Annotated in this window: 15 protein-coding genes; 7 read left to right on the top strand and 8 right to left on the bottom strand. The window is 73.1% G+C overall.

Features of this window, described 5'->3' with window-relative positions; translation table 11 throughout:
- Positions 1–8 precede the first annotated feature (8 nt).
- The 3 genes from ACQKQD_RS22225 (at position 9) to ACQKQD_RS22235 (ending at position 2,826) form a co-directional block, all read left to right on the top strand.
- Positions 9–899: a LysR family transcriptional regulator gene (locus tag ACQKQD_RS22225; RefSeq protein ID WP_091927134.1), complete on the top strand. Its 891-nt coding sequence runs from the start codon at positions 9–11 to the stop codon at positions 897–899.
- A 215-nt stretch (positions 900–1,114) separates the two neighbouring features.
- Entirely contained in the window at positions 1,115–2,263 is a 1,149-nt protein-coding gene (locus ACQKQD_RS22230; protein ID WP_427509583.1) for an acyl-CoA dehydrogenase family protein, read from the top strand.
- Positions 2,260–2,826, top strand: a complete 567-nt coding sequence (locus tag ACQKQD_RS22235; RefSeq protein WP_427509584.1) for a cytochrome b — start codon at positions 2,260–2,262, stop codon at positions 2,824–2,826. Before ACQKQD_RS22230 ends, ACQKQD_RS22235 begins: the two co-directional genes overlap by 4 nt.
- 28 nt (positions 2,827–2,854) lie before the next feature.
- Here the strand turns inward: ACQKQD_RS22235 and ACQKQD_RS22240 are convergent, their stop codons facing one another.
- The 3 genes from ACQKQD_RS22240 to ACQKQD_RS22250 form a co-directional block, all read right to left on the bottom strand.
- Entirely contained in the window at positions 2,855–4,342 is a 1,488-nt protein-coding gene (locus tag ACQKQD_RS22240) for an HWE histidine kinase domain-containing protein (protein ID WP_427509585.1), read from the bottom strand.
- A 160-nt stretch (positions 4,343–4,502) separates the two neighbouring features.
- Positions 4,503–5,843 (bottom strand): LLM class flavin-dependent oxidoreductase, encoded by a 1,341-nt coding sequence (locus ACQKQD_RS22245; protein WP_026604917.1) that lies wholly within the window; start codon positions 5,841–5,843, stop codon positions 4,503–4,505.
- Between the two features lie 139 nt (positions 5,844–5,982).
- On the bottom strand, positions 5,983–6,510 hold the full coding sequence (locus ACQKQD_RS22250; protein WP_427509586.1) for a DUF4188 domain-containing protein: 528 nt from the start codon (positions 6,508–6,510) through the stop codon (positions 5,983–5,985).
- Between the two features lie 721 nt (positions 6,511–7,231).
- Here ACQKQD_RS22250 and ACQKQD_RS22255 point away from each other — a divergent pair.
- Complete coding sequence (locus ACQKQD_RS22255; RefSeq protein ID WP_132368376.1) at positions 7,232–7,654, top strand: VOC family protein; 423 nt, start codon at positions 7,232–7,234, stop codon at positions 7,652–7,654.
- Between the two features lie 49 nt (positions 7,655–7,703).
- Here the strand turns inward: ACQKQD_RS22255 and ACQKQD_RS22260 are convergent, their stop codons facing one another.
- From ACQKQD_RS22260 to ACQKQD_RS22270, 3 genes are all read right to left on the bottom strand, one after another.
- Positions 7,704–7,829 carry a hypothetical protein gene (locus ACQKQD_RS22260; protein WP_427509587.1) on the bottom strand — a complete coding sequence of 42 codons (126 nt, stop codon included), beginning with the start codon at positions 7,827–7,829 and terminating at the stop codon, positions 7,704–7,706.
- Between the two features lie 259 nt (positions 7,830–8,088).
- Positions 8,089–8,766 carry a cell division protein DivIVA gene (locus ACQKQD_RS22265; protein WP_427509588.1) on the bottom strand — a complete coding sequence of 226 codons (678 nt, stop codon included), beginning with the start codon at positions 8,764–8,766 and terminating at the stop codon, positions 8,089–8,091.
- Between the two features lie 255 nt (positions 8,767–9,021).
- Positions 9,022–10,350 carry an NAD(P)/FAD-dependent oxidoreductase gene (locus ACQKQD_RS22270; protein WP_427509589.1) on the bottom strand — a complete coding sequence of 443 codons (1,329 nt, stop codon included), beginning with the start codon at positions 10,348–10,350 and terminating at the stop codon, positions 9,022–9,024.
- Positions 10,351–11,012: 662 nt separating this feature from the next.
- Between ACQKQD_RS22270 and ACQKQD_RS22275 the strand changes: the two genes are divergently transcribed.
- From ACQKQD_RS22275 to ACQKQD_RS22285, 3 genes are all read left to right on the top strand, one after another.
- Positions 11,013–11,993, top strand: coding sequence for an aliphatic sulfonate ABC transporter substrate-binding protein (locus ACQKQD_RS22275; protein WP_427509590.1), 981 nt, complete (start codon positions 11,013–11,015; stop codon positions 11,991–11,993).
- Positions 11,994–12,001: 8 nt separating this feature from the next.
- Positions 12,002–12,781 carry an ABC transporter permease gene (locus tag ACQKQD_RS22280; protein WP_244435397.1) on the top strand — a complete coding sequence of 260 codons (780 nt, stop codon included), beginning with the start codon at positions 12,002–12,004 and terminating at the stop codon, positions 12,779–12,781.
- Between the two features lie 85 nt (positions 12,782–12,866).
- Positions 12,867–13,649 carry an ABC transporter ATP-binding protein gene (locus tag ACQKQD_RS22285; RefSeq protein WP_427509591.1) on the top strand — a complete coding sequence of 261 codons (783 nt, stop codon included), beginning with the start codon at positions 12,867–12,869 and terminating at the stop codon, positions 13,647–13,649.
- Between the two features lie 21 nt (positions 13,650–13,670).
- Here ACQKQD_RS22285 and ACQKQD_RS22290 read toward each other — a convergent pair whose 3' ends face one another.
- Positions 13,671–16,838: an efflux RND transporter permease subunit gene (locus tag ACQKQD_RS22290; RefSeq protein ID WP_427509592.1), complete on the bottom strand. Its 3,168-nt coding sequence runs from the start codon at positions 16,836–16,838 to the stop codon at positions 13,671–13,673.
- Positions 16,831–17,940, bottom strand: a complete 1,110-nt coding sequence (locus ACQKQD_RS22295) for an efflux RND transporter periplasmic adaptor subunit (protein WP_427509593.1) — start codon at positions 17,938–17,940, stop codon at positions 16,831–16,833. The genes ACQKQD_RS22290 and ACQKQD_RS22295 overlap by 8 nt, the downstream gene beginning before the upstream one ends.
- Positions 17,941–18,038 lie beyond the last annotated feature (98 nt).

The raw sequence follows: 18,038 nt of genomic DNA on the forward strand, positions 1-18,038 counted from the left end.
GCGAGGCTATGGATCGGTGGCAGGCCATGCGCATCTTCGCGAAGGTCGCCGAGACGGCGAGCTTCGCGCAGACCGCCCGCCTCCTGCACATGAGCCCGCCGGCCGTGACGCGCGCCGTGGCGGCACTCGAGGAGACCATCGGCGCCCGCCTCCTGATCCGGACGACCCGCTCCGTGAAGCTCACGGAAGCGGGCAGCCGGTACTACGAGGATTGCCGGCGGATCCTGGCCGACATCGCCGAGGCGGAATCGGCGGCGGCCGGCTCCAACGCGACACCGTCGGGCACGCTCGCGGTGACGGCCTCGGTCCTGTTCGGACGGATGCACGTGCTCCCGATCGTCACCGACTACCTCGACACCTACCCGACCATGGTGGCGCGGACCCTCTTCGTCGACCGGCCGGTCAGCATGGTGGAGGAGGGAATCGACGTGGCGATCCGCATCGGCCACCTGACCGATTCTGGGTTCACGGCCGCTCGGGTCGGGTCGGTGCGCCACGTCATCTGCGGCGCCCCGGACTACTTCGCGCGGCACGGCGTGCCGGCGACCCCGGCGGATCTCAAGCGCCACCGGATCGCCGTCTCCACCGGGGCCTTCGCGTCGCCGGAGTGGCGGTTCGGCCGGAACGAGCGGGTGGTCGTCCGCCCCACTCTGGAGGGCAACACCAACGAGGTCTCGATCGGCGCCGCACGGTCGGGCTGGGGGCTGGCGCGTGTCTTGAACTACCAGATCGGCCCGGACCTGCGGGACGGCCACCTGCAGATCGTACTCGCCGACTACGAGGAAGCGCCGCTGCCGGTCCACGTCCTGTACCCGGAAGGCCGGCACGCGCCCGCGAAGGTGCGGACGTTCGTCGACCTGGCCGTGGCGCGGCTGCGCGCCAACCGGACGCTGAACTGAGAGCAGCCCGGATCGACGACGGTCGCATTGGTCGCAGCCGCGGCCGGGGAAAGGATGGCTCAGTCTTAGGTTAGTTTTTTAGGATCTTCCGCATCTTCTGCGGGCAATGGGGGCCCATACGTGACGAGACCCGAGCGCGCGACCGTGGGCAACCGCCCCTCAGCGGCCATTCGCCTGGATGTCGACGCGGTGGCGCTCTGAGAGGAGTCAGGCGCATGGATCAGTGGACCCGCCTGGATCCCGTCTACGATTCCGAGGCGGCCGCGCGCGCGATCGCCGCGTCGGCGCCCGCGCGCGCCGACGCCCAGGATCACGACGACGGCTTCCCACTGGATGACATCGCCGATCTCGCCCGCCTGGGGCTGCTCGCCGCGCCCGTGCCGGTGGATCACGGCGGCGCGGGCCTCGGCACGGAGCCGGGCGCCGGTGCCCTGGCGGAGGTTCTGCGGCTGGTCGGCTACGGAAGCCTCGCTCTCGGCCGGCTCTACGAGGGTCACGTCAACGCCCTCCAGCTCGTCGCCCGGTACGGCTCACCCGCCCAGCGCGTCCGCCTGTTCGCCGCCGCGCGCGCCGGCCACCTGTTCGGTGTCTGGAACACCGAGCCGGGGGAAGGCGGCCTCACGATCGAGGCCTCGGACGTTGACGGCCATCTCCGCGGCGTGAAGACCTTCGCGTCGGGCGCCGGCTTCGTCACCCGCGCCCTCGTCACCGCCCGGCATCCGGGACAGGGCGGCACGGCGATGATGGTGGTGCCGCTCGACGCCGGCACGCGGTCCGATCTCTCGGCGTGGCGGGCGCAGGGCATGCGCGCCTCGGCGACCGGCACGATCGACTTCACCGGCCTCGCCTTCGCGGCCGACGATATCCTCGGCCAGCCCGACGATTACTTCCGGCAGCCGGCCTTCTCGGGCGGCGCGTGGCGCTTCGCGGCGGTGCAACTCGGCGGCATCGAGGCCGTGTTCGATGCTTGGCGCGGCCATCTGCGCCGCCTCGGCCGGGGGAGCGATCCGCACCAGCTGGCGCGCCTCGGCGAGGGTGCCATCGCGGTCGAGGGCGCGCGTCTCTGGGTCGAGCGCGGGGCGCAGGTCGCGTCGGACGCGGCGATGCCGCCGGAGCGCGTCGTCGCCTACATCAACCTGGTCCGCCTCGCGGTCGAGCGCGCCGGCCTCGACATCCTCCAGCTGGCCCAGCGCTCGGTCGGCCTCCAGGGCTTCCTGCGCGGCCATCCGCTGGAGCGGCTGTCGCGCGATCTCGCCACCTACCTGCGCCAGCCCGGACCGGATCACGCGCTCACCAGCGCGGCCTCCGAGATCCTGCGCGGGGACGGCCTGGCCGGTGACCTCTGGACCGAGAACGCCGCGTGACGGGGCAGAGCGGCCACGCCACCGCATCGCGGACCGTCTGGCTGGACACGCCGGAGCGGTACGGCCGCGTCAGCCGCGGCTTCCACTGGGTGATGGCGGCCCTGTTCGCCTGGCAGTTCGCCGGGGCGCTGCTCTACGTCACGATCGGCGATGCGGCGCTCACCCGCCTCGTCGGCGGCAGCCACTTCACCCTCGGCTTCACCCTGTTCCTGCTCGTGCTCCTGCGCGGGGTGTGGGGCCTCGCGAACCTTCACCGGCGCCCCGCCCATCCGGGCGCGCCGGGGCGCGCGGTCGCGGCCGGTCACGGCCTGATCTATCTCCTGATGGTCCTGGTCCCGAGCCTCGCGCTGCTGCGCCAGTACGGATCGGGCAAGCCCTTCGCGCCCTACGGCATCCCCGTGATGCCGGCCCGCGAGACGAAGATCGAGTGGATGATGCTGCCCGCCGACCTGTTCCACTACTGGCTGGGCTTCACGCTCCTCGTCGTCGTGCTCGGCCACGCCGCGATGGCGTTCCTGCACCGCAGGCTCTGGAACGAGACCGTCCTGACCCGCATGACCTGACCGGCGGCGGGCCCGCGGCACGCGATCCTCAGACCGTCGCCTCCGCCGCGGCGGGCGCGCGGTCGGGCAGCGGCGCGTCCAGCGTGAAGACCACGCCGCGGGGGCGGTACTCGATCTCGGCCGAGCCGCCCATCTCGGCGGCCAGCGCCCGCTCGATGAGGCGCGTGCCGAACCCGCCGCGGGCCGGTGCCGTCACCGCGGGTCCGCCGACCTCCTCCCAGCGGAACCAGAGACGGGCCGGCGTCGCCCCGTCGACCACGTCCCAGTTCAGGACCACTCGCCCCCGGTCGTTCGACAGGGCGCCGTACTTCACGGCGTTGGTCGCCAGTTCGTGCAGCGCCATCGTGAAGGCGAGCGTCAGGCGCGGCGTCAGCCACACCTCCGGTCCGTTGATCAGGAAGCGCTGGCCCGCCCCGCCCCGGAACGCCTGGAGGGTGCCCTCCACGATGACGTCGAGCGTGGCCCCGATCCAGCTCTGGCGGGTCAGGACGTCGTGGGCCGCCGAGAGCGAGTGCAGCCGCGCGTCGAGGGTCCTGTGCGCCTCCTCCAGGGAGGCGGCGTTGCGCAGGGTCTGGTGCGCGATCGACTGCATGGTCGCCATCGAGTTCTTCACCCGGTGATTCAACTCGTCGGCCAGGAGGGCGCGGTGCTCCTCCGCGCGCTTGCGCTCGGTCACGTCGATGGAGACGCCGGCCATGCTCAGCGGCTGCCCGACCGAGTCGTAGAAGGTCTGACCCCGGATCTGCAGCCAGCGAAGCTCGCCGCCGGGCGTGCGCGCCCGGTACTCGATGTCGTAGTCGCTGTGCTCGCGGATCGAGGTCTGCACCGCCGCCTGCATGCGCGGCCGGTCCTCGGGCTCGATCGCGGCGATCAGGTCCTCGTAGCTGAACGCCTCGCCCGGCACCCGCCCGAAATTCTCCTTGCAGGTCTCGGAGGCCACGAGCCGCATGTCGGCGAGATCGAGGGTCCACGAGCCGAAACGTCCGGCCTTCAGGATGAATCGCAGCCGCTCCTCGCTGCGGGTGAGGTCGCTGGTGCGGCGCTCGATCTCCTGCTCGAGCGCCTCCCGGTCGCGCTGCATCCGCGCGAGCTTCTCCCGCTCCAGCGTCACGTCGAACTGCGACGCGAAGAAGTAGGTGAGCTCCCCGTCGCGATCGAAGACCGGCGAGATCAGCAGCCGGTTCCAGAAGAGCTCGCCGTTCTTCTTATGGTTCAGGAGCTCGATCTCGATCGGCACGCGGCGGGCGATCGCCGCCCTGATCTTCGCGATGTCGGCCTTGCTGGTCTCGGGCCCCTGAAGGAACCGGCAGTTCCGGCCGATGATCTCGTCGTGGCCGTAGCCGGTCAACTTGGAGAAGGCGGCGTTGACGAAGACGATGGGGTTGTCCGGCTGATGGGGATCGGTGATCAGCATCGGCATCCGCGTCGCCCGGACGGCGGAGACGAAGGGGTCGGTGCTCGCGTCGGTGCGGGCGAATTCCGCCTCGAAACGCGTGCGTTCCTGCTGATCCGTCAATGCCCGGTCGCCCCTGTCACGACTCGCCGATGGCGGCCTTCGGCCCTCGTGGCGTGGCTGTACCACAGCGGGGATCGCTTGTGCGCAATCATGATGCGGGCCGAGACGCCGCAGGGGGTCGCGACGCCTCGCCCGATCGGACCCGGGAAGAGGCCCGCCGCTACACCGCGGCCCGACCGGGGCCGAACCCGGCCGGAGGGCGCGAGCCGAGATGGTCCCGCAGCGTCCGGCCCTCGTACTCGGTGCGGAACAGGCCGCGCCGCCGCAGCTCCGGCAGGACCAGCGCGATGAAGTCGTCGAGGCCGCCGGGCAGCGTCGGCGGCATGATGTTGAAGCCGTCCGCCCCGCCGGCCCGGAACCGCGCCTCCATCTCGTCAACGATCTGGGCCGGCGTGCCGACGATCTGCGAGTGGCCGCGCGCGCCGGCGATGCGCAGGTAGAGCTGGCGCAGGGTCAGGCCCTCGCGGCGGGCGAGGTCGAACATGAGCTGCTGGCGGGACTTGATGCCTTCGGTCTCGGGCAACTCCGGCACCGGCCCCTCGGGATCGTAGCCCGACAGATCGTGGCCGCCGATCATGCGACCGAGCAGCGCCAGCCCGACCACCGGGTCGATCAGGTCCTGCAGCGCCTCGAACTTCGCCCGCGCCTCGGCCTCGCTGCGCCCGACGACGGGGAACAGGCCGGGCATGATCTTCAGATCATCCGGCGCACGACCGAAGCCGGGCATGCGCCCCTTGAGATCGCCGTAGAACTCGACCGCCTCCTCCAGCGTCTGGTTCGCGGTGAAGACGATCTCGGCGGTCCGCGCCGCGAGGTCCTTGCCGGGCCCGGAAGCGCCGGCCTGCACCAGCACGGGCTGGCCCTGCGGCGTCCGCGAGATGTTGAGCGGACCGCGGACCTCGAAATGCTTGCCCCGGTGATCCAGCGGGCGGAAGCCGTCCGGCTTCGAGAACTGGCCGCTCGCGCGGTCGATGATCACGGCGCCGTCGTCCCAGGTGTTCCAGAGGCCGAGGACCACGTCCGCGAATTCCTCGGCGCGCTCGTAGCGGTCGGCGTGACGGCCGATCCGGTCGCCGCCGAAATTCGCCGCCTCCGCGTCGGTCGCGGAGGTCACGAGGTTCCAGCCGGCGCGCCCGCCGCTGAGATGGTCGAGGGAGGCGAACCGGCGCGCGACGTTGAAGGGCTCGTTGAAGCTGGTGGAGGTGGTGGCGACGAGACCGATCCGGCGCGTCACCGCCGCGAGGGCCGACAGCAGCGTCAGCGGCTCGAAATGGGTCGAGCGCGCGGTGCGCTCGCTCGACCGCAGGTCGAGGTCGCGGATCCCGCTCCCGTCCTCCAGGAAGATGAGGTCGAACTTCGCGGCCTCGGCGCGCTGCGCCCAGCCGACGTAGCGCTCCAGGACGAGCCCGCCGTCGGCCTCGCTGGAGGGATGGCGCCAGCCGGCGACGTGGTGGCCGGTCGCGTAGAAGAACGCGCCGAGGCGCAGGGTACCCTGTCTCATCGAACCGACCGTCATCGTGCCTGATCCGCTCCGTGCCTTCCGCGCGGGCCGGTGTCCAGCCGAACCGTGCGCACGGGCGGACCCCGCGTCGCGCACGGCTCATCCGCCGCACCGGAACTCCGGCCGGGCGGCCGGCGCCTCAGCGCGGGACTGCGGCGTCCGGCGCGTTGTCGGCGGGGAGGTCGCGCAGGTCGGACGAGGCGTAACGCCCGTGCCGGGCCGCCAGCGAGCCCCTTGCCTCCTGCATCGGCATGAACGCCGCGAATCCGACCGGCTCGGCCACGTCGTGGTAGATCGCCTCCATGCCGCCGCGCATGTGGTAGGTCTCGTGCCAGATGCCGACGCCGCGGGTGTCGCGCAGGAAATCCCGCCACCAGATCCGGTGCGGCTCGGACTTGGACCACGCGACCATGCTGTCCATGTCCCGCCAATACCAGCGCATGCCGACATGGAGCGGGCGCAGGCTGAAGATGATGTTGTTCTCGTAGTGCAGGAGGCCCTCTGGCCGCGCCGCGCCGACCCTGTCGATCCGCGGCCCGAAGCCGAGCAGGGTCTTCACGCCGGCCAGGGTGCGGACCTTCATCCCGAGATAGATCACGACGAGGTCCGGGTAGCCTGAGAAGTCCGGGACCGCGTGTCGCCGGTTCGCGCCCATGTTCGCGCCCATGATCGCGCCCTCATTCGCCGGCCGGTCCTGGCGGGCCTTCAGCGTCGAGAATAGGCGACGACGCGGTCGGCGAGCAATATTCGTGGACCGCGTTGCTTACGACCCGCGACGTCCGGCAGTATCGGACGAACCCGGTCGACCTCCGTCACGGCCGCCGCGCGGCAGCCGCGATCCGGGCGGACGCTCCCGCGCGCGCCGCCGCAGAGATCCTCGAGGTTCGTGCCGACCGCCTCGGAGATCTCCGCTCCGTCGCCGGATCGTTCGGGGTCGCGCGCGGCTCAGCGCGTGCGCTCCCCGCAATCCGGGCCATTCTGCCGGGAGCGCGGCCAGGCGCGGGTGCGGATGTACTGTTCGACCACGAGAGCCCCTCCTCCAAGAACAACCACAGCTAGAATGGCTTCGCGGAAAGTGCCAGGATCGATCATCGTCTCGACTCTCTGCAGTGGATCGCCCTCTGCCGGGGCCTGAGAGCTCTTCAAGTCTTCTCCCCCTCGTCAATCCCTGACCGTTTCCCGGGTTGCACTTCCTAGCTGACAATTGCCCTTCGACGACGTGAACATTCTGTAAGACCGAGGATCGAGAGAGCGGCGCGTCGGCGCCGAGCGCGCGGCCGGAGAATGGGCCCGTCCACCGCGTGCGCTGGCCGACTGGCATCGTGTCGACGGCGCAAGGCCTTCGAGATTTCGCGCGACGCGCCCGTGTCGGATGCTAGGATCCGACGATGCAGCAGCAGATCTCGGTCATCACGCTCGGCGTCTCATCGCTCGGCCGGTCGCGCGCCTTCTACGGCGACGGCTTCGGCTGGGCTCCCGTGTTCGAGAACGACGAGATCGTCTTCTACCAGATGAACGGGTTCATGCTCGGAACCTGGCAGAACCCCAACCTCGACCAGGACATGCGGCGCGCGAGCGAACCGAGCCCGAGCGCGTTCTGCCTCGCCCACAATGTCCCGAACCGCGGCGACGTCGCGCCCACCATCGCGCGGCTCGTCGCGGCGGGCGGGACGCTCCTGCGCGCGGCCGACGAACCGCCCCACGGCGGATTCCGCGGATATCTGAGCGATCCGGACGGACATGCCTGGGAGATCGCCTGGAACCCGGCCTGGCGGATCGATGAAAGCGGTCGGGTGACGTTCGGACTCTGAGCGGGCGCGGAGGCCGCCGAGAGATCGGCCGTGCCGGGAAGGCCGCGCCTCAGAGGTGGGTGAGCCGCAGGCGCCACCCGGACGAATCCGCGACGATGGCCGGATCGAGGGCCGGGTCGAGGGCCGGATCGGGCGGCCGCGCCGCGGCCGGCGCGGCCGTCGGAGGCTCCGCCACGGCGATGTCAGCGGACGGGGCGCGGCCGGAGACGCAGCCGCAGAGGGGCAGCGCCAGGGCGAGTGCCGCGACGGCGACAGACCGGATCGGTACGGTCCACCCGCGGATCGGCGAGCCGGCCTCGACCGCGCGGGAGACCGCGGCGCTTCGTCCTCGGCGCGGAGCGCGTCCGGAAACGGGTCCCGGCGGACGGCCCGAAGCGGCGCCGCGGAGGGGCCGGGTGCCCGGCGCGGCCATGGTCCGGCCCCGGCACTCGGCCTCAGGCGCCCGCCGGCCCGCGGCTCACGTGGCCGCCCAGAAGGAGCGCCTTGGCGGCCGCGTCGATCCGGCCGAGCCACTTCTCCGCGGTCTCCGCGCGCAGGTCGGCGACGCGGACCTGCTCCTCGGCGGCCCGGACCCAGGCTTCGGCCTCCGCGCGGATCGTCCGGACGCGCGCCTCGGCCTCCGCGCGGATGTCCTGCACCTGGGCGTCCGCCTCGGCCTGGACGCGCTGCAGCCGGATATCGGCGCGGGCCTCGACCTCGCGGACGCGCATCTCGGACAGTTGCAGGCGGTGCCGGGTCTCCGCCAGCGCGCGCTGCGCGGCGGCCAGGGCGGCCTCGTGCGACATGCTCTGCTCCTGCAGGCGCTGCTTCTGCGCTTCGGCGCGGCCGGCCATGCCGGTGATGATGTCGAGCGTGCTCATCCAGTCCGACACCGCCTCGGACTCGCAGGGGACCGGCGCAGGGCCCGCGTCGTTGACCGCGGGGTCCGGCAGGATCGGCGGGTGCGCGACGGGCTCGATGCGCGGCCCGGACAGCGCGGCCGGCCCCTCGACCGTGTCGAAGGACGGCTTGAGCTTCAGGATCTCGGCGGACGGTCCCTCGACGAAGCGGTCCAGGCTGTCGGCGACCTGCGAGAGGATGTGGGACCACGTGGCTGTGGGGGCCGCGACCATGATGGCTCTACCCTGGCGGGATTTTGGCAATAGCTAATACAATCTCTGGTATGGTTAATGGGTGGTTAATCGGCGGCGCGGCGGCGCGAATCCCGGACAGTTCGTGGCGGCCCGATCAGTCTCGGCAGGTCCGGACGGGAAGGCTCGACAATCTTCCGCCGGCTCGGTTCCAGTTTCCGAGGCGCTTCGAGCGGTTTCGGCAGGATATCGACCGCCGACGACCGGACTCCCGGACCGGCCGCGATCGGGCCGGCGTCATCGCGCGGCCTGCGTCGCGGGCGCGGCCTGGATGATCGGCGCGGCCGCGGCCAGGATGGACGCGGCGTCGCGGTCGAGGGGCGGATAGATGCGCGTGCCGTTGATGATCCGCTTCGTCGCCTTCGCGGCGGCGCCCGACGAGACCAGCGTGCCGCGATCCCAGCCGGCGGTGTAGACCGCCCCCCAGGCGCCCAGATCCAGCACGGTGACGTAGTCGGGCGCGGCGAAGCGCAGCCGCCGCTCCGGCCGGCCGGCGAGATCGCAGACCGCGTTGAAACCCGCGAACCGACCCATCGGCCGGGCGTGCTGGCACGACATCACCGTGCGATGACCGGCATCGTCCGCCGCAGCCGAGGCGATGTCGCCGGCCGCGTAGACGCCAGCGAGCCCCTGGACGGCCAGGAAGGCGTCGACGGGCAGGCGCCCGAGCGGGTCGAGGGGGAGGCCGAGCGTGCCGCCTAGCGGGCTCGCCCGCATGCCGGTGGCGCAGACACTCGTCCACGCCGGCAGGCGCGTCCCGTCCGCCAGCGTTACCCCGGCGCGATCGACGGCACCGACCCGCGCACCGCCGATGCAGGTCACGCCGGCATCGCGCAAGGCCTCGCGGATCCCCGGCAGGGCCGCCGCGCCCATGGCGCTCCCGACTTCGCGCGCGTGGTCGATCAGGATGGTCCGCACCGGACCCGTGGCCCCGGCCCGGTCCCTGGCAGCGGCGAGCCGGGCGGGCAGCTCGCAGGCGAGTTCCAGTCCCACCAGGCCGCCGCCGATGACGACGGCGGTCCAGCGGCCGGCCTCATCCGGCCCGCCCGGGTCACCGAGACGATCGAGATGCGCCGCGAGGGCCTGGGCCCCCGCGAAGGTGTCGACATCGAAGGCGCCCGCGATTCCCGGGATCTCGGGGCGCCACAGCAGGCTTCCGGCGGCGAGGATGAGGCGGTCGTACGCCAGCGTCTCGACGACGCCCGACGACGCGGCGGACGACGCCGCGGACGACACCGCGGACGACACCGCGGACGACACCGCGGACGACACCGCGGACGACGCCGCGGACTCGACCGTGACCGTGCGCGCCGCGGGGTCGATGTCGATCGCGCGCGCCTCGCGGCGTTCCACGCCGATCGGCCCGAGAACGTCGTCGAGGGGTACGCGCAGGGCGCCGAGATCGGTCTCGTAGCAGCGGACCCGGATGACGTGGAACGGGTCCGGCGCGATCACCGTGACCGCGACGCGGTCGCCGAGGCCGAACTCGGTCCGGGCGCGCGCCGCGGCGGCGGCGGCCCACAGACCGGCGAAGCCGCCGCCGATCACGACGATTCTCGAGACCATGGCAGAGTTCCCCCCGTGCCAGAGACATCGAACTCTGCACGTCGCTCGGCGATGCGGCAACGGTTACAGTCCTGGCGCGGGCGCGGATCGCTTCCGACAGTCGAGCGCCGGCGGTTCAACCGTCGTGGCAGCCGCCACCCTGGCGCGCCTTCGGGCGCCGGAAGGACCCGTCAGCCCGAAGCCGCGGTATCACGTGAGTGCGGGCCGCGCGGCTCCAGCGTGGCCGCGGCGCGGCCCGGGAGGACAGACGCCGCTCCTCGCGCGCGCGGACGCGTAAATTCTTCTCGTCCTGGGTCGGCCGACCGAAAATTCTTGCTTCGACGCCGCGAAGTAGAGAAAGCCCTTTTGTTGACTCCGCGACCGGCCGACAGGATCTTGTATTCACAGTTACGCCGAGGGCCGCGCAGGTACGATGAAGACGCAGGGGCGGACCGGGCGTGATCCCGCAGCCGGGGGATGTGTCGGCGCGGATCGCGCGATCGGGGCGGTCCCGGGTCTCGGACGCGCCGGATGCGCCCGGCCGATCGTCTCGCCGACGGCGCCGCGTCCCTGAACCCAGCCGCCCGGACGAGACCGCTCGGGACCGCGCCGCGGCGCGGATCCCCTGCCCCGCGCCGGCCCCGCACCCCGCCCTCCGTTTCGCCACGACATCAGGCCCGACCATGCGCTCCACCCGCCGATCCCTCCTGGCCGCCGGCCTCGCCCTGGCCTGCCTCGGCGCGCTCGCGCCGCGCGAGGCCCGCGCCGACGACCCGAAGGAGATCCGCCTGGACTGGGCGACCTACAACCCGGTCGGCCTGCTTCTGAAGGAGAAGGGCTTCCTGGAGGAGGCGCTGGCGCCGCGCGGCATCAAGGTCCGCTGGGTCCAGTCGCTCGGCTCCAACAAGGCCCTCGAGTTCCTGAACGCCGGCGCCATCGATTTCGGGTCGGCGGCCGGCGCGGCGGCCCTCGTGGCGCGCATCAACGGCAACCCGATCAAGGCGATCTACGCCTACTCGCGCCCCGAATGGACGGCGCTCGTGACCCGCAAGGACAGCGGCATCACCAAGCCCGCCGACCTGAAGGGCAAGCGCGTCGCCGTCACCCGGGGCACCGATCCGCACATCTTCCTGATCCGCGCGCTCCAGGGCGCCGGCCTCACCGAGCGCGACGCCAAGCTCGTGCTGCTGCAGCACGCGGACGGGCGGACCGCCCTCGACCGCGGCGACGTCGATGCCTGGGCCGGCCTCGACCCGATGATGGCGGCGGCCGAGATCGAGAACGGCGACGTGCTGGTCTACCGCGACGCCGCGGCGAACACCTGGGGCCTGCTCGACGTCCGGGAGGACTTCGCCACCGCCCATCCCGACCTCGTCCGGACGGTGATCGCGGCCTACGAGCGGGCGCGCGCCTACGCGCTGGCCAACCCGCAGGCGCTCGCGGCGGCCCTCGTGGCGGCCACCAAGCTGCCCGAGCCGGTGATCGCCCGGCAGCTCGAGCGGACCGACCTCTCCCAGCCGGCGATCGGCCCGGCCCAGGCGCAGTCGATCAAGGCGGCCGGCACCGCCCTGCAGCAGGCCGGGATCATCCCGGCGGGCACCGACGTGTCCGCCGCCGTCGACGGGCTGCTCGACGCGCGCTTCAATCCCGTCGCCGGACAGTGAGCGGCCGCGTGCCGCTTCTGCGGCGGGGCGGTCGCGCCGGCCTGGGTCTGCTGCTGCCGCTCGTCCTGGCGATCGGCTGGGAGATCGCGGTCGCGAGCGGCGCGGCGTCGGGGCGGCTGCTCCCGCCGCCGAGCCGGATCGCCGCGACCCTCTGGGCCCTGGCCGTCTCGGGCGATCTCTGGATGCATGTCGAGGCGACCCTCGTGCGGGTCGGCCTCGGCTTCCTCTGCGGCGCGGCGGCCGGGATCCTGGCCGGCGCCCTCGTGGCCACGGTCCCGCCGCTGCGCTGGCTCCTCGACCCGAGCCTGCAGGCGCTGCGGGCCGTCCCGTCGCTCGCCTGGGTGCCGCTCTTCATCCTGTGGTTCGGCATCCTGGAGACGCCGAAGGTCCTCTTGATCGCCGTGGGGGTGTTCTTCCCGGTCTATGTCGGCGTCTCGGGCGCGATCGCCTCGGTCGACCGCAAGCTGGTCGAGGTCGGCCGGATCTTCCGCCTGTCCCGCCTCGCCCTCGCCCGCCGGATCCTGCTGCCGGCCGTGCTGCCGGCGACCCTGGTGGGCCTGCGCACGGGGCTCGGCCTCGGCTTCCTGTTCGTCGTGGCGGCGGAGCTGATGGGCGCCTCGGAGGGGCTCGGCTACCTGCTGGTGGACGGCCAGCAGTTCAGCAAGCCCGATCAGATCGTGGCGGCGATCATCGCCTTCGCCCTCGTCGGCAAGGCGGCCGACATGGCCCTGGTCACGCTGACAGCCCCCCTGACCCGGTGGCAGGATACCGTGCGGGACAGCCTGTGACCGCGTCTCCGGTGCGGACGCGCGCCGCGGACCGGGAGGCCGCCCCGCGCCGCGATCCCCACGCCACGCCCGCCGAGAGACGCCCGTGCTGACCGTCGACGACCTCTCCAAGACCTACGCGGACGGCACGCAGGCGCTCGCGGGCATCGACCTGTCGGTCGAGCAGGGCGAGATCGTCGCGCTGATCGGCGGCTCGGGCTGCGGGAAGACGACCCTGCTCCGGCTGATCGCGGGGCTCGACCACGCGAGCGCGGGCGCCGTCGCGGTCGACGGCGAGACGATCCGCGCGCCCCATCCGAGCGTGGGCGTCGTCTTCCAGGAGCCGCGCCTGCTGCCCTGGCTCGACGTGGCCGGCAATGTCGGCTTCGGCCTCGCCGACCTGTCCCGGTCCGAGCGCCGCGCCCGCGTCGCCCACGCCCTGGAGCGCGTCGGGCTCGCCGAGCACGGCGGTCGCTGGCCGCGGGAGCTGTCCGGCGGCCAGCAGCAGCGCGTGGCGATCGCCCGCGCCTTCGTGGCGCGGCCGCGGGTGCTGCTCCTCGACGAGCCGTTCTCGGCCCTCGACGCCTTCACCCGCAAGGGGCTGCACGACCAGCTCCTCGGTCTCTGGGCCGAGTCGAAGCCGACGATCCTGATCGTCACGCACGATGTCGGGGAGGCCGTCACCCTGGCCGACCGGGTGGTGGTGATGCGCCCGCGGCCCGGGCGCCTCGACGAGACCGTCCCGGTCGCGCTCGCCCGGCCGCGCGAACCGGTGGCGGCGACCTACGAGGAGGCCGTGCGCCGCGTGCTCGCCGCCCTCGACCACTCCCTGCGCCCGGTGGCGAGCAGCCGGCCGCCCGCGCCCGAGACCCGCGCGAGCTGGTGGTAGGGCCGCCGGCGAACCGCGGCCTCAGGACCCGACCGCGGTCAGTTCGAGATCCGCGGGGTCCGCGCGCCGGAACCGGGCGTAGCGCAGCGCCATCACCGGCAGGACCAGCAGGTTCAGCACCGTCGAGGTGATCAGGCCGCCGAGGATCACCAGGGCCATCGGGCCCTCGATCTCGCGGCCGGGCTCCCCGGCCCCGAGCGCCAGCGGCAGCAGGCCGAGGCCCGTCACCAGGGACGTCATCAGGATCGGCACCATCCGGTCCGCGGCGCCCGCCGCCGCCGTGGCGGCGTCCCAGGCGCGCCCGTCCCGGGTGACCATCTGCTCGTAATGGGCGATCAGCATCACGCTGTTGCGCAGCGAGATGCCCGACAGGGTCACGAAGCCGACGATCGAGCCCAGCGACAGCACACCGCCGGTGAGCGCCACGGCCGCGACGCCGCCCACGAACGCGAAGGGCAGGTTGACGAGGACGAGGAGCAGGTTCGCCGCCGAGCCGGTGACGATCGCCAGCAGGACCACGATGCCGAAGCCGGCCATCCCGGCATGGACCAGCAGGTCGCGGCGGGCGGCCGCCTGCGCCTCGGCGGCCCCCGAGAAGGTCACGTAGACCCCCTCCGGCAGCCGCACCTCGCGGGCGATCTTGCGCTTGGCCGCCGCCACGAAGCCCGCGACGTCGCGGTCGGCGACGTTGGCGGTCACCGCCTGCACCCGCTGCGCGCCGAGATGCTGGACCTGGTAGCGGCCGGCGCTCTCGTAGACGTCGGCGACCTGCGACAGCCGGACGTAGCGCCCGCCCGGCGTCCGCAGGGGCAGGTCGCCCACCGCGCTGAGGCGGTCCCGCACGCGGGCGTCGAGGATCACCAGCACGTTGAACACGGCGTTGCCGCGATAGGTCTGGCCAACCGTGTCGCCCTGGTAGGCGGTGCGCACGGCCTCCAGCACCTCCACAGGGTCGAGCCCCCAGTGCCGCAGGTCCACCGGGCGCAGCGCCACCGTGACCTGCGGCAGCCCGGCCGGCGAGGCCTGCTGGACGTCCCGGGCACCCTTCACCTCCGAGAGTTCCTGCGCCACCGAGCGGGCGGCCGCCTCGATCCGGTCGAGGTCGCTGCCGACCACGTTGACCACGACCGGCGCGGTGAAGCCCGAGACCGTCTCCTCGATGCGCTCGGTGAGGAACGTCTTGAGCGAGAAGGCGGCCCCCGGGAAGCCGGCGATCAGCTGCCGGATGGCGCCCTCGACCCGGCGTTGGGCGGCGCCGTCGAGCCCGGGCTCGAGGTCGATGTGGATCTCGCTGTAGTGCGGCCCGGCGGTGTCCTCGGCGGCCTCGGCCCGGCCGATCTGCGCCGCCACGGCGCGCACCCCGGGGATCTCCTTCAGGTCGCCGGTGATCAGCGTCCCGAGCCGCTCCGATTCCTGCAGCGCGGTGCCGGGGATGGCGACCATGTGCAGGATCATGTGCCCCTCCTTCAGGTCGGGGAGGAACACCGCGCCGAGGGTCGGCAGGACGGCGGCGCCCGCGAGGGTGACCAGCAGGGCGCCCGCCATGGCGACCCGCGGCACCCGCCCGATCCCGGCGAGCAGCCGCAGGTAGGCGGCGCGGCTCCAGCGCACCACGGGCGGATCGGGCGGCGCGGCGCCGGAGTCGCGCCCCATCCGGCCCCCGAGGAGCAGGAGCGCCAGGGCCGGCGTGACCGTGAGCGCCACGAGGAGCGAGGCGACGACGGCCGCGATGTAAGCGAGCGCCAGCGGCCCGAACAGGCGGCCGGCGACGCCGGTCAGCGCCAGGACCGGCAGGAACATCAGGATCACCGCGAGGGTCGCGTAGGCGACCGAGGTCCGCACCTCCAGCATCGCGGCGAGCACCACGCGCGGCAGGCCGCGGCGTCCGCCCCGCGACTCCCGCAGCCGGCGCGCGACGTTCTCGACGCCGATCACCGCGTCGTCGACGACCTCGCCGATGGCGAGGGCGAGGCCGCCGAGGGTCATCGTGTTGAGGCTCTCGCCCCAGGCCTGGAGGGCGAGGGCGGCGGCGATCAGCGACAGCGGGATCGCCGTGGCGCTGATCAGGGCCGCCCGCCAGTCCGCGAGGAAGACGAGGAGCACGACCACCACCAGCACGCCGCCGAGCGCCAGCGCCTCGATCACGTTGCCGGTGGCCACGTCCACGAAGTTCGCCGGCCGGAACAGGTCGGCCCGCAGGCTCACGCCGTCGCGCTTCAGGACCGGGCGCAGCTCGTCGAGGGCCGCCTCCAGGCGGGCGGTCACGGCGCGGGTGTCGACGCCCACCTGCGCGCCGATCATCAGCAGCACGCCGGGCCTGCCGTCCACGAGCGCCGCGCTGATCGCCGGCTCGGGCGCGGCCGTGACGGTCGCCACGTCGGAGAGCACCACGCTCGCCCCGCCGTCGTTGTGGAGCACGATCTGCCCGAGCGCCTCCGGGGTGAGCGACTGCCCCTCGGTCCGGAGCAGGACGCGCTGGTTCGGCGTGTCGACGAAGCCCGCCCCGCGCACGCCGGTCCCCTTGCGGGCGGCCGTGAGGACGTCGTTGAGGCCGATCTGGAAGCGGATCAGGTCGTCGGGGCGGACCTGGATCTGCAGGGCGCGCACGCCGCCGCCGTAGATCGAGACCTGGGCGATGCCGGGCACCGCCTGGAGCCGCCGCCGCACGGTCCACTCCGCGACCTGGCGCAGGTCCATGGCGTCGCGGGTCTCGGAGGTGAGACCCACGAGGAGCACGGTCAGCGTCGAGGAGGTCAGCGGGGTCATGGCGGGCGCCGCCACGCCGGCCGGCAGGCGGCCGGCGAGCGCCGCCAGGCGCTCGTTGACCCGCTGGCGGATGCGGTCGACGTCGCTGCCGGACCGGAACGCGGCGGTGATCACCGACAGGCCCTGGATCGAGGTGGAGCGCAGGGTCTCCAGGCCCGGCAGGCCGCCGACCGACACCTCCACGGGCTGCGTGACCAGCACCTCGACCTGCTCCGAATCGAGGCCCGGCGCCTCGGTCTGGATGGTCACGGTCGGCGGCGCGAATTCCGGGAACACGTCGTAGCGCGCCCCCGAGAGGGCGTAGAGCCCGAAGACGAGGACGGCGCAGGCCAGGGCCAGGACCACCCTGGGCAGCCGGACGGCGAAACCGACGAGGGCCGCCTGCGGACCGCCGCGACCGGCGGCAGCGGGCGGCTCAGTCATCGTCGTCGCCCACGACGCGGATGCGGCTCTTCATCTCCTCGGACAGGAGCGCCTGCGCGCCCCGCAGCACGATCTCGCTGCCGTCCGCCAGATCCTCGACCACGAAGGCGTCGGCCGACATCGGCGCGTCCGGCCGCACCGGGTGACGCACGAAGGCGCCGTCGCCGGTCCCGCGATACACCCAGGTGCCGCCCTCGCCGTGGACGACGGCGTCCTCCGGCACGAGGACGCCCTTCACCGCGCGCGGCGCCGGCAGGAACGCCATCGTGCTGGTCCCGGGCAGGAGACCGCTGTCGCCGGAGACGAGATAGAAGAAGCTCTGCCCCTGGATCCGCGGATCGGTCCGCGTCGCCGGCGAGACCAGCCGGAGAGCGACCCGCTCGCTCTGCGGCGGCACCTCGGCGAAAGCGGCCTTGGGCGCCTCCGGCAGAGTCTCCCCCGGCGGCAACGTCACCTGCATGAGGAAATCGGCCCGCTCGATCAGGCGCGTCACCAGCGGCGACCGCTCGATGATCGCCTTTCCGAGCACCGGCCCCCATTCCTGGCGCGCCGTCGCCGCGAAGGTGCGCAACTGCGATTCCGCCACCGTGACCGACGCCTGATCGGTCAGGAGCGTGCCCTCGGCGGTCTCGATCTGCGCCACCGCCACCACGCCGGCGCCGAGGGTCCGCGCCCGGCGGGCGGCGCTGGCCGAGACTTCGACCCGGGCGCGGGCCGTCTGGAGCGCCGCCACGGCGCCGGCGTAGCTGTTGGTCAGCTCGGTGATGCGGGCGAGGTCGAGGACGCTGCCGTAGGCCGTCAGTTCCTGGCGGTGCAGGACGGCGGGACGCGCCTCGGCGACGAGGCCGATCCGGGCGCGCTCGGCCGGCGTCAGCCGGACCAGCGTCCGGCCGTCCTCGATGGCGGTGCGCGGCGCGGGAAGCTGCGCCGCCGCCGACAGGTTCTCTCGCCGCTCGGGGATCAGCGCCGCGACGCGCGCCCGGACCTCGGCGATGATCGGGCCGGCATCGGCCCGGAGGCGCTCGCCCGTCGGCGTGACCGCGAGACCGGCCGCCGCGAGCAGGACCCCTCCGATGAGCAGCAGCGCCCGGCGACCACGCACGTCGCTCTCCTCCCCTGAACCGATTGCCGAATCTACCCGGTTTCGGTGCCAAATACACCCGAACTCGACCAGCTCAAACTGTCACGCTCGGTTCCGGT

This window comes from Methylobacterium sp. NPDC080182 (assembly GCF_050281105.1).
Taxonomy (GTDB): Bacteria; Pseudomonadota; Alphaproteobacteria; order Rhizobiales; family Beijerinckiaceae; genus Methylobacterium.